Genomic DNA, 12,863 nt, shown 5'->3' on the forward strand with positions numbered 1-12,863 from the left:
AGGCGCGCTACCGGACTGCGCTACACCCCGTTTGCTGAATTAGCCTATAGTTTCTAACACAATAAACCAACGTTTACAATCAGAGAGAAGTCGGGGCGACAGGATTCGAACCTGCGACCACCTGGTCCCAAACCAGGCGCGCTACCGGACTGCGCTACACCCCGTTCTCAAATTGCGAGTGCAAAGGTATAACTATTTTTTTACATACGCAAAATTTCAAGCAAGTTTTTTGCACATTCCACCAACAACCACCGACTTTTCATTGTGGCACACTATTTGTTATTTAGATTTTATAGTTACAAGTAAAAAAATAACATCAATATTAAAACTATAAACTCATATTATGGCACAGAAAGGCAATATTGGAGTAACGACAGAGAATATATTTCCTGTCATTAAAAAGTTTTTATACTCAGATCACGAGATTTTCCTCCGCGAGATGGTGTCTAACGCTGTCGACGCAACACAGAAACTGAAGACGCTTGCCGAACGCGGCGACTTCAAGGGCGAATTGGGCGACCTTACCGTTCGCGTCAGTCTCGACACAGAGAAAGGCACACTGACCATCAGCGACCGAGGTATCGGTATGACCGAGGAGGAGATTAACAAATATATCAATCAGATTGCGTTCTCTGGCGTAACCGACTTCCTCGACAAATACAAGGATAACGCTAACGCAATCATCGGTCACTTCGGCTTGGGCTTTTACTCTTCGTTCATGGTAAGCAAGAAGGTGGACATCATCACACGCAGCTACAAAGAGGGTGCAAAGGCCGTAAAGTGGAGCTGCGATGGTAGTCCAGAGTTTGAGATTGAGGACGTAGAGAAGACAGACCGCGGTTCGGACATCGTACTGCACATCGACGACGACTGCAAGGAGTTCCTCGAAAAGCAGAAGATAGAGGAACTGCTAAACAAGTACTGCAAGTTTATGGCTGTACCAGTAGCCTTCGGCAAGAAGACCGAGTGGAAGGACGGCAAACAGCAGGAAACCGACGAAGACAATATTATTAATAATGTGGAGCCACTGTGGACAAAGACTCCCAGCACTCTGAAGGATGAGGACTATAAGTCGTTCTACCGCACACTCTACCCGATGCAGGACGAGCCGCTGTTCTGGATACACCTCAACGTCGACTATCCGTTCAACCTCACCGGCATTCTCTACTTCCCACGCATCAAGTCGAACATCGAGCTGCAGCGCAACAAGATTCAGCTCTACTGCAACCAAGTGTTCGTGACCGACCAGGTGGAAGGCATCGTGCCAGAGTTCCTCACCCTACTCCATGGTGTAATCGATTCACCGGACATTCCGCTAAACGTAAGCCGCTCATATCTGCAGAGTGATGCTAACGTAAAGAAGATTTCAAAATACATCACAAAGAAGGTGGCAGACCGCCTCGCTGCAATCTTCAAGGAGAATCGCAAGGACTACGAGGAAAAGTGGGACGACTTGAAGATTTTCATCCACTACGGTATGCTTTCGCAGGACGACTTCTACGACCGTGCAAAGGACTTTGCGCTGCTGAAGGACGTAGATGGCAAGTATTTCACATACGAGGAGTACCAAACCCTCATCAAGGACAACCAGACCGACAAGGAAGGCAATCTCGTCTATCTCTACGCCAACGACAAGGAAGGCGAATACAGCTACATCGAGGCAGCCAAGGCTAAGGGTTACAGCGTATTATTGCTTGACGGACAACTCGACAACCCAATGGTTTCAATGCTCGAACAGAAGTTGGAGAAGACACGCTTCTCACGTGTAGATGCCGACATCGTCGACCGCCTCATACAGAAAGACGACAAGAAAGAAAGCGAATTGGCAAAGGACGAAAAAGACAACCTGGAGCAGACATTCCGCTCACAGCTGCCGAAGATGGAAAAGACCGAGTTCTACGTAGACGTGCAGGCTCTCGGCGAACATACTCTGCCGGTACTCATCACACAGAGCGAGTATATGCGCCGAATGAAAGAGGCAAGCAAATTCCAGGCCGGCATGGCATTCTACGCACAAATGCCCGACACATTCAATCTCGTACTTAATAGCGACCATCCGCTCATTAAGCAGGTTCTCGAAGACGGCAAGACAGCTTGCGCCACAGAGTTGCAGCCCGTTGAGAGCGAGCTTAAAGGACTCGAAGCACGCCTCGCGGCATTGCACCAGAGCCAGAATGGCAAGAAGCAGGAGGAGATTTCTCAGGAAGAAAAGGACGATGTGAAGAACACAGAGAGTGCCCTTAAGGAGCAGCGCACCAAGAAGAACAACATCATCGCCACATACGCAGCAGGCAACAAGGTTGTACATCAGCTCATCGACCTTGCATTGCTGCAGAACGGCATGTTGAAAGGTGCTGCACTCGACTCGTTCTTGAAGCGTTCAGTTGATTTGATTAAGTAATTATTGTTGTTTGGTAACAAACAACGTAACAGCAGAGTTTGTCATCCGCATCGACCGGCGCAGATGTCCGCATCGACCGACGCAGATGTCTGCATCGGTCGATGCGGATCAAAACAATGCTACTATAACCATGTTTCCACAGCGCGATTGCTAAAGAGGTCGCTGCGCTATCAGCAAACAACAGCAACTGACAGAAATAAAAAGGCAGGCTATCCACACGGACAGCCTGCCTTTTCTTTATTATATAGTTTAATATACTTCTTACTAAAATATTATTAGAGCGCAGATATTAATCCTTAATGATATCCAACTCCTTGAACACGCGCTTCAAAATCTGAACGCCACGTTCCACCTGTTCTTCTGTATGGGTAGCCATGAGTGCAAAACGAACAAGCGTATCCTGCGGTGCGCAAGCCGGCGGAATAACCGGATTGATAAACACACCATACTCGAAGGCCTTAGCTGTCGCAACGAATGTCTTCTCAACATCGTGAACATAAAGCGGAATAATCGGACTCTCTGTCTCACCAATCTCAAAGCCCTCCTCCTTGAAACGACGAAGTGCGTAACGTGTGACTCTCCAAAGGGCATCAATGCGCTCCGGCTCTTTCTGAATGATGTGAAGCGCCTCAAGAGCGGCAGCGGTGGCAGCCGGAGTGTTTGACGCACTAAAGATATAGGTGCGACAAGAGTGGCGCAACCAGTTGATTGTATCCTTGTCACCAGCAATAAAGCCACCGATAGAAGCCATCGACTTAGAGAATGTACCCATGATAAGGTCTACCTCGTCTGTCAAGCCGAAGTGATCACAAACACCACGACCCTGCTTGCCGAATACGCCAAGACCATGAGCCTCGTCAACCATGATAGAGCAGTTGTACTTGTGTTTCAGTTCCACGATAGCTGGCAGATTTGCGAGATCGCCCTCCATTGAGAACACACCATCAACGATGATGAGCTTGATAGCCTCCTCTGGAAGATTCTTCAGCACGCGCTCAAGATCCTCCATATCGTTGTGCTTGTAGTGGAGCTGTGTTGCAAACGACAGACGACGTCCGTCAACAATACTGGCATGGTCGCGGTCGTCGCAGATGATATAGTCGCCACGACCAACAACTGCAGGAATAACGCCACTGTTTACAAAGAAACCAGTAGAGAAACAAAGAGCGTCGTCCTTGCCAATATACTCTGCGAGTTCTTTCTCAAGCTGCACGTGGATATCGAGCGTACCATTCAGGAAGCGACTACCTGCACAACCAGAACCATACTTATCAAGAGCTGCCTTACCAGCATCGATGATGCGCTGATCGCCAGTAAGACCAGTATAAGCATTTGAGCCAAACATCAGAACTTTGTGTCCGCCCATTTCTACTTCTGTGCCCTGCTTGCTCGTAATCTCACGAAAATAGGGATAAACACCTTCCGCCATGTACTTCTGCGGAAGACGATAGCTTTTATACTTTTCTTGTAACTGTCCCATTATAATATTAAATAGGTATATTTCAATTTTGTTATTTCCAAGGTGCAAAGGTACAAAAAATATGTTAAACACGCACGTTTTTCATAAGAAATATGACTTTTTGGTATTTTTCACCAAACCACAACCTTACTTATAACATTATTTTATTATCTTTGTGCCTTATTTATAGCATCAATAAATATGAAGAAAAAAGCCATTTTCATAATCAATCTAATTTCTGGCACATCTGACAAAGCTGCCATCCCCGAACTGATTGAGCAACTTCTTGACAAAGAGAAGTTCGAATATGAAATCGCAATAACTCAATATGCTGGCCATGCTTCAGAGATTGCATCAAAGGCGAAAGACGCAAACGTCGACTTGGTAGTGGCAGTCGGAGGCGACGGCACTGTCAACGAGGTAGCACGTGCCATCGTACACTCCAACACCGCACTTGGCATAATACCATGCGGTTCGGGAAACGGACTTGCACGCCACCTACAGCTACCTATTAATGTAAAGAAGTCGATAGAAATATTAAACACCTTTGAGGTACGCGATCTTGACTATGGCATCATCAACGGATACCCATTCTTCTGCACATGCGGCATGGGCTTTGATGCCTTCATCAGTCTAAAATTCGCAGAAGCTGGCAAACGCGGTCCGCTAACATACATTGAAAATGTACTTAGAGAAGGCTTGAAGTACGAACCTGAGACATACACAGTGATGGCTGACGACGAGACGAGCCTGCACAAAGCCTTCTTAATATCGTGCGCCAACGCATCACAATATGGCAACAACGCATACATCGCACCACAAGCGTCTATGAGCGACGGACTAATGGATGTTATCATCATGGAGCCATTCGGACTGATTGACGCCCCACAAATCAGCATTGAGATGTTCAACAAAACACTCGATAAGAACAACTCGAAGATTAAGACATTCCGCTGCAAGAAACTATGCGTGCATCGCCACTCACCAGGAGCTATCCATTACGACGGCGACCCAGTTATGACGGGTGCTGATATCGACGTAGAGTTGAAGCCAAAAGGCATTAAGATTGTGGTAAACTCACAAGCTGACCGAAATCTCAGAAAGCCGAATGCCCTACAGAACGCAGCCACAGAACTATTCAACGAGATAAACATAATACGCGAAGAAATAAGCAAGAGTCGACTAAAACTGCAACAATGGAGTAAAGCCGTACAGCACAAATTCGACTTGTAAACAACAGCGAAGGCGTTAAGACTTCCACAACAACATCGTACAATCATAAATGTTCGCTTTCAAAAAGTTTGTAATCCACCAAGACCACTGCGCCATGAAGGTTGGTACCGACGGCGTACTACTTGGTTCATGGGCAAATGGCGGCAAACGCATCCTTGACATTGGTACTGGCACCGGACTCATTGCACTGATGATGGCGCAACGCTATACTGATGCCATCATTGATGCCGTAGAGATTGACCATGACGCAGCTCTACAAGCATACGAAAACGTTAGCAACACCGAGTTTGCAAACCGTATAAAGATAGTGGAGACAGCGATACAACACCACTCCACCCAAGACAAGTACAACGCTATCGTATCAAACCCTCCGTTTTTCATCGATAGTCTGCTCAACCCCAACGCACAACGCTCTACAGCAAGACATGCTTGCGCGCTGAAATACTGCGAGTTGTTCGCTACCGTGAAAGCATTGCTCGATACCGACGGCGAGTTCAGTGCCATCATACCAACCGAATGTCTACAAGCATTCATTGCCGAGGCATACAAGGCAGGACTTGCCATGTCGCGCCAATGCATTGTGCGCACCACTCCCCGCAAACAGCCCAAACGCCACCTTGTAGCATTCCACCACGCAGACCACAAATGCGAGAGAGAAATGAAGGAAGTGTGCCTACAAGATATTGATGGTTCAAGATCAGAATGGTACGCACAACTGACCGCCGATTTCTATATAAAATAACAACAAAAATTCACTCATTAGCAGAATTTTAAGTAACTTTGCACGGAAATACACACGCCCCCGATACACAGTTAACGAGATATGAATAAGAGAACGAGTACTTCAATACAGATGATAGCCGATTATGACGGCGATATTTCAAATTTGTTCAACGTAAACATAGAAGGCGAACTGCCCATTCTTGCCACATGTAACATGGCAATGTTCCCGGGAGTGATTACTCCCGTAATCATTGGAAGAAAACAAAGTCTTAATCTGCTCAACCATATACGCAAGACTCAGGATGCGAGCTTTGCCGTGTTCTGCCAGCACGACCAGGAAGTTGAGCACCCAGACACCAAAGACCTCTTTGAGTATGGAGTGTACGCACGCCTCGTGAAGATACTCGAACTGCCCGGACCTGGAAATAACATCACCGCAATCATCCAAGGTTTAGGACGCTGCCGACTGAACAAGCTCACCGCTAACAAGCCTTTCTTGATGGGCGAAATATCACCAGCCATGGAGGAACTGCCTGATGCAGACGACAAGGAGTTCAACACGGCAATGGAAGATTTGCGTTCTACCACTACGGAATACATCCGACAGAACGAAGATTTGCCTGATGAGTCGCAGTTTGCACTGAACAACATTTCGAATGATGTAATCGCAGTAGACTTCATCTGCACAAACCTGCCATTCGACATAGCCGACAAAGCCGAACTTATCTATACAAGTTCTATCAAGGAACGTGTCATCAAGACACTGAAGGTGCTGCACAAGGAGATACAGTTACTCGAACTAAAACAGAACATTCGCACGAAGACTCGCGAAGATCTCGACGAACAACAGCGCGAATACTTCCTGCAGCAGCAGATAAAAAACATCAAAGAGGAACTGGGCAGAGGCGAAGGATCACCGGAACGCAAGGAGCTTGAGCAGAAAGCAGCTAAGAAGAACTGGTCGGAGGATGTGGCAAAACTCTTCCGCAAGGAGCTTGACAAACTGGACATGTTCAACCCGCAGAGCCCAGAATACAGCATACAGTACAACTATCTGCAGACGATGATCGCACTGCCTTGGGGCGAATACACCAAGGACAACCTTGACTTGAAACGTGCCCAGCGCGTGCTCAACCACGACCACTACGGCATGGAGAAGGTGAAGGAACGCATTCTCGAATACATGGCTGTACTGAAGTTGCGCGGCGACCTCAAGTCGCCCATCATCTGCCTCTACGGCCCTCCGGGAGTCGGCAAGACATCACTTGGCAAGAGTATTGCTGCTGCCATGAAGCGCAAGTACGTACGCATGTCATTAGGTGGTCTGCACGACGAAAGCGAGATTCGCGGACACCGCCGCACTTACGTGGGAGCCATGCCTGGCAGAATTATCAAGAACATACAGAAGGCAGGTTCGTCAAACCTCGTGTTTATCCTCGACGAGATTGACAAGGTGACACAGAACACCGTCAATGGTGACCCGTCATCAGCCTTGCTTGAGGTGCTCGACCCTGAACAGAACAACGCCTTCCACGATAACTATCTTGATGTTGACTACGACCTCTCGAAGGTGCTTTTCATAGCAACCGCCAACGACCTCAACACTATACCGCGTCCGCTGCTCGACCGTATGGAACTTATTGAAGTGAGCGGATACATAACGGAGGAGAAGATTGAGATAGCGAAACGCCATCTCATTCCGCGTGAAATAGAAAACTGCGGATTGGACAAGGACGAGGAGAAGCCTACATTCACAAAGGCAGCCATAGAGAGAGTGATTGAGCAATACACTCGCGAAAGCGGTGTGCGCCAATTGGAGAAGCAGGTGAACAAGGCTCTGCGTAAGATTGCTTACAAGAAGGCACTCGACAACGACGTAAACGAAAAGATTACACCTAACGAGATTGAGGGATTGCTCGGCAAGGCACCTTTCTATCGCGACATATATCAAGGTAATAGCTATGCAGGTGTCGTTACGGGCTTAGCATGGACAAGCGTGGGCGGCGAAATTCTCTTCATCGAGACATCGCTCAGCAAGGGCAAGACGGGCAAGCTGACACTGACCGGAAATCTCGGTGACGTGATGAAGGAGTCGGCTGTCATTGCCCTCGAATACGTAAAGGCTCACATCGATACGCTCGGCGTAGACTATCGCATCTTCGACAACTGGAACATACATATCCACGTACCAGAAGGTGCAACGCCGAAAGACGGTCCGTCGGCAGGCATCACGATAGCTACGTCTATTGCCTCGGCTCTCACACAACGCAAGGTGCGCAAGAACACAGCCATGACAGGCGAGATAACGCTCCGCGGAAAGGTTCTGCCGGTAGGCGGCATCAAGGAGAAGATTCTTGCAGCCAAGCGTGCCGGCATCACCGACATCGTAATGTGCCAGGAAAACCGCAAGGACATTGAGGAAATTCCTGAGATGTACCGCAAGGGTGTGGAGTTCCACTACGTCGAGAATGTACAAGATGTGTGGAAGTTTGCGCTCACTGATGAGATTGTAGACAATCCGATTAATTTTAAAATTGAAGAAGAAACGAAAGAATGACTTTTGAACTGCAACATACCGACCCGTGTAGCGACGCTCGCACTGGTATAATAACCACCGACCACGGACAGATAAAGACCCCTATCTTCATGCCCGTAGGCACAGTTGGCTCTGTGAAGGGAGTACACTTCAACGAACTCCGCGAACAGGTGAAGGCACAGATTATCTTAGGCAACACCTATCATCTCTACCTGCGCCCAGGTCTTGACACTCTGCAAAAGGCTGGCGGATTGCATAAGTTCAACACGTGGGACCGTCCGATACTTACCGACTCTGGCGGCTTTCAAGTGTTCTCACTCACCGGCATACGCAAGTTGCGTGAGGAAGGCTGCGAGTTCCGCTCACACATCGACGGATCGAAGCATATCTTCACACCGGAGAACGTGATGGATACGGAGCGTATCATCGGAGCCGACATTATGATGGCATTCGACGAATGCCCTCCAGGCGAAAGCGACTACGAGTACGCCAAGAAGAGTCTCGGACTCACACAACGCTGGCTCGACCGCTGCTTCAAGCGCTTCAACGAGACAGAACCCCTCTACGGCTACAACCAGAGCCTCTTCCCTATCGTGCAGGGCTGCAAGTACAAGGATTTGCGTCGTGAAGCGGCGAAGCACGTAGCCGATAAGGGAGCTGACGGCAACGCCATCGGCGGATTGGCTGTGGGTGAACCGACAGAAGTGATGTACGAAATGATTGAGGTGGTGAACGAGATTCTGCCGAAGGACAAACCGCGTTATCTCATGGGCGTGGGCACACCGCAGAACATCCTTGAGGCAATAGAACGCGGCGTGGATATGTTCGACTGCGTGATGCCTACCCGCAACGGACGCAATGCGATGCTCTTCACCTACGAGGGCACAATAAACATACGCAACAAGAAGTGGGAGCAGGACTTCTCGCCAATCGACCCCGACGGATGCGACATCGACCGCATACACTCGAAGGCTTATCTACACCACCTCTTCAAAGCCCAGGAGTTGTTGGCTATGCAGATTGCGAGCATTCATAACTTGGCTTTCTATCTACGACTGGTCACTGACGCACGCAAACATATTGAGCAAGGCGACTTCGTACAATGGAAAGCAAGCGTTATAGACAACCTCGGAAGAAGAATTTAAATGAAGATAAAAAACATCAGGCGTTTACACAAACTGCTACATCTGCAGCAGACAGTACGCAGAAAGACCAAAGGAATACGCACAGCTTGGGCATGGTTATGCCACAAGCTGCGCTTTCTCCGTGTCTTGAACGTGATAAACCCATTCCACTATATCAGCATTCTCGACTGGTATATCATACGCAAGTTCATCGGCACGTACATCTACTCTATCATACTGATCATCTCTATCAGTATCGTGTTCGACGTGAACGAGAACCTCGTAAAGTTCACGCAATACCACGCACCGCTAAAGGCTATCGTATTTGACTATTATGCCAACTTCGTGCCTTACTTCGCCAACTTGTTCAGTCCGCTATTCGTATTCATTGCGGTAATTTTCTTCACATCCAAGCTGGCTTCAAACTCCGAAATCATATCCATGCTTGCTGCAGGAGTTTCGTTCAAGCGCCTCATGCGACCTTACATGATTTCGTGCGTACTCATCTCTACACTCTCGTTCTTCCTCAGTGCATACGTCATTCCACACGGTACGGTGATAAGACAGAACTTCGAGACTATGTACAAAAACAAAAAGAAGAACACATCGGCAGAGAACGTTATGCTGCAAGTGGACAAAGGCACTATTGCGTACATACAGCATTACGACAACAATCAAAAATGCGGATATGGCTTCTCTCTCGACAAGTTTGAGAACAAGAAACTCGTGAGCCATCTTACGGCAATGGATATCCAGTACGACACCATCTCCGACTCAAAGTACCATTGGACTCTTTCCAACTGGAAGATACGTGAGCTGCGCGGACTGCGCGAACATATCACAAGCGGAACAAAGCGCGACACCATCATACAGATGGAACCAACCGACCTCGTTTACTCGAAGGGACAACAAGAAACATTCACCAATCCGGAGCTGAAAGAGTATATCGGCAAACAAAAAAATCGCGGTAACGGCAACGTCGTACAATACGAAGTGGAATACCACAAACGAATAGCTTCATCGTTCGCATCGTTCATCCTGACCACCATCGGTCTGTCGCTATCATCGCGCAAACGCAAAGGAGGAATGGGCATGTATCTCGGCATGGGACTCGCCTTGAGCTTCGGCTATATCATGCTACAAACAGTATCGTCTACATTTGCCATCAATGCCAATACGCCACCTATTTTGGCTGCATGGATTCCGAACTTCATCTTTGCAATCGTTGCGTATTTCTGCTATAAAAAAGCCCCTAATTAAAAAAATAAAACCCATAACATAATATGTATTTCGACGAAACACAACTCAATGACAATGTGCTCGACGCATTATATGATATGCGCTTTGATCAGTGCACACCAATACAAGAGAAATGTATTCCGCCTATCCTCGAAGGTCGTGACCTCCTTGGTGTGGCGCAGACAGGTACGGGCAAGACTGCAGCCTATCTCCTCCCCATACTCTCAAAACTCGACGACGGTGGCTATCCGCACGATGCCATCAACTGCGTCATCATGAGCCCGACACGCGAACTCGCACAACAAATAGACCAAGCTATGCAGGGCTTCGGCTACTACCTCAACGGCGTGAGCAGCGTGGCTGTGTATGGTGGCAACGACGGCAACCGCTACGATCAGGAACTGAAGAGCTTCCAGATGGGTGCCGATGTGGTCATAGCCACGCCCGGACGCCTTATCAGCCACATCTCTCTCGGCTCTGCCGACCTTAGCAAGGTGAGCTTCTTCGTTCTCGACGAAGCAGACCGAATGCTCGACATGGGATTCTCTGAGGATATCAAAATGATTGCAAGCAAATTGCCTGCCACTTGCCAGACTATCATGTTCTCGGCTACAATGCCCGAAAAAATTGAAGAACTCGCAAAAAGTCTGCTGAAAAACCCCGTAGAGGTAAAGATTGCAGTGAGCAAGCCTGCAGAGAAAATCAAACAGAGCGCATACGTCTGCTACGAAACACAGAAGATAGGTATCGTAAAAGACCTGTTCCGCAAAGGCGACCTCAACCGCGTAATAATATTCTCGGGCAAGAAGCAAAAGGTGAAGGCTATCAACCGCACACTGCAGCAGATGAAGATTAACTCTGGCGAGATGCACTCAGACCTTGAGCAGGCAGAACGCGATGACATCCTCTACAAGTTCAAGACCGGACAGATCGACGTGCTCGTGGCTACTGACATCGTGGCTCGCGGCATCGACATCGACGACATCGCCATGGTCATAAACTTCGATGTGCCCCACGACCCAGAAGACTACGTCCACCGTATAGGACGTACTGCACGAGCACAACGCGACGGCATCGCTATCACATTCGTAAGCGAAGACGAAATCAGCAGCTTCAAACAAATAGAGAAATTTCTCGGACGTGTTGTCGACAAGAACGAACTGCCCGAAGGTCTCGGCGAGACTCCTGACTACAACGCACCACGCTCAAGAGGCAGAGGCGGAAAGGGACGCGACGAAAAACGCCCAAGAAACAACTCTAAAACCAATGGATCGCATGGCGACAACAACAAACGCCGCGACAACAGAAAGAAGAACAGCGTAAAGGAGCAGAACAATAACGAGACTTCTGCTACAGAAACGCCACAGACCACAAATGCTCAAGAGACCGTTGCAGAAACAACTACTCCGGACGGCACACAACCCACTACGCAAAAGAAGCGCAGACGCAAGCCGAACCGCAAGCCTGCCAATGCAGAAGGCGGCAACAATCAGCAAACGGAGAATGGAGCCAAAGAAAGCAATGCAAACAATAACAAGGGCGATAACGCTAAGAGACGCAATGAGCGTGCTGCACGTGATGGCGAACAGGCAAAGCAAAACAACGAACAACCTAACCGTGAGGGCGGACAGACAAAACGCAACAATCAGCAACGTCGCCAGCGTAAGGACAACGCTTCACGCCGTTCAAATCAGAATCGCAAGCAGGATAGAAAGGAGAATGGAAAGAGCACCACAGCAAAATCCACTCCCAATGTGCCAGCAATAAAACAGCCAACCACACTTACAACTATCCTTAAAAAGCCATTAAACTGGCTAAAGTCGCTCGGAAAGAAGAAAAATTAAAGAAAACCACGAAAAAGGTGCGCAAATATTTTGGAGTTTCAAAATAAATGCGTACCTTTGCACTCGCAATTAAGGAACAAGCCTAATTGCTTAATATTAGGAGGCTCCGTAGCTCAACTGAATAGAGCATCTGACTACGGATCAGAAGGTTGCAGGTTTGAATCCTGCCGGAGTCACAAAAGAGGATATTACTTCACGTAATATCCTCTTTTTTTGCTATATACACATAATATTCTTGTCATATAAAGGGCACAGAACGAAGCGTATATAAAGGGCTCATATAATATTGTTGTGTTTTTAACAA

At 48.0% G+C, this 12,863-nt stretch carries 9 protein-coding genes and 3 tRNA genes (1 of these 12 running past the window's edge); 9 read left to right on the forward strand and 3 right to left on the reverse strand.

The window, feature by feature from the left end; genetic code table 11:
• Together HMPREF0673_RS12850 and HMPREF0673_RS12855 are read right to left on the reverse strand one after the other, a co-directional pair.
• A tRNA-OTHER gene (locus tag HMPREF0673_RS12850) sits at nt 1-30 on the reverse strand; it reaches 39 nt to the left of the window's first position.
• A gap of 60 nt (nt 31-90) precedes the next feature.
• Nucleotides 91-164 (reverse strand) — tRNA-Pro (locus tag HMPREF0673_RS12855).
• A 179-nt stretch (nt 165-343) separates the two neighbouring features.
• Here HMPREF0673_RS12855 and htpG point away from each other — a divergent pair.
• Nucleotides 344-2,401: a molecular chaperone HtpG gene (htpG, locus tag HMPREF0673_RS12860; protein WP_007903313.1), complete on the forward strand. Its 2,058-nt coding sequence runs from the start codon at nt 344-346 to the stop codon at nt 2,399-2,401.
• 10 nt (nt 2,402-2,411) lie between these two features.
• Nucleotides 2,412-2,555 (forward strand): hypothetical protein, encoded by a 144-nt coding sequence (locus HMPREF0673_RS14425; protein ID WP_007903314.1) that lies wholly within the window; start codon nt 2,412-2,414, stop codon nt 2,553-2,555.
• Between the two features lie 135 nt (nt 2,556-2,690).
• Here the strand turns inward: HMPREF0673_RS14425 and spt are convergent, their stop codons facing one another.
• Nucleotides 2,691-3,881, reverse strand: a complete 1,191-nt coding sequence (spt, locus tag HMPREF0673_RS12865) for a serine palmitoyltransferase (protein WP_022430164.1) — start codon at nt 3,879-3,881, stop codon at nt 2,691-2,693.
• Nucleotides 3,882-4,061: 180 nt separating this feature from the next.
• Between spt and HMPREF0673_RS12870 the strand changes: the two genes are divergently transcribed.
• The 7 genes from HMPREF0673_RS12870 to HMPREF0673_RS12900 all read left to right on the forward strand — a co-directional run bounded on the left by HMPREF0673_RS12870 (nt 4,062) and on the right by HMPREF0673_RS12900 (nt 12,735).
• Entirely contained in the window at nt 4,062-5,093 is a 1,032-nt protein-coding gene (locus HMPREF0673_RS12870) for a diacylglycerol/lipid kinase family protein (protein ID WP_007903323.1), read from the forward strand.
• A gap of 49 nt (nt 5,094-5,142) precedes the next feature.
• Entirely contained in the window at nt 5,143-5,835 is a 693-nt protein-coding gene (locus tag HMPREF0673_RS12875; protein WP_007903324.1) for a tRNA1(Val) (adenine(37)-N6)-methyltransferase, read from the forward strand.
• An 81-nt stretch (nt 5,836-5,916) separates the two neighbouring features.
• The gene (gene lon, locus HMPREF0673_RS12880) at nt 5,917-8,373 is read left to right on the forward strand and encodes an endopeptidase La (RefSeq protein WP_007903325.1); all 2,457 of its coding nucleotides are present in this window, start codon (nt 5,917-5,919) and stop codon (nt 8,371-8,373) included.
• A complete protein-coding gene (gene tgt / locus HMPREF0673_RS12885; RefSeq protein ID WP_007903326.1) occupies nt 8,370-9,497 on the forward strand; it encodes a tRNA guanosine(34) transglycosylase Tgt in 1,128 nt (375 codons plus the stop codon). Before lon ends, tgt begins: the two co-directional genes overlap by 4 nt.
• On the forward strand, nt 9,498-10,736 hold the full coding sequence (locus HMPREF0673_RS12890; protein ID WP_007903327.1) for an LptF/LptG family permease: 1,239 nt from the start codon (nt 9,498-9,500) through the stop codon (nt 10,734-10,736).
• 23 nt (nt 10,737-10,759) lie between these two features.
• Nucleotides 10,760-12,559, forward strand: a complete 1,800-nt coding sequence (locus HMPREF0673_RS12895) for a DEAD/DEAH box helicase (RefSeq protein ID WP_007903328.1) — start codon at nt 10,760-10,762, stop codon at nt 12,557-12,559.
• A 102-nt stretch (nt 12,560-12,661) separates the two neighbouring features.
• Nucleotides 12,662-12,735, forward strand: a tRNA-Arg gene (locus HMPREF0673_RS12900).
• The last annotated feature ends 128 nt before the right edge of the window (nt 12,736-12,863 follow it).

This window comes from Leyella stercorea DSM 18206 (assembly GCF_000235885.1).
GTDB classification, from domain to species: Bacteria; Bacteroidota; Bacteroidia; order Bacteroidales; family Bacteroidaceae; genus Prevotella; species Prevotella stercorea.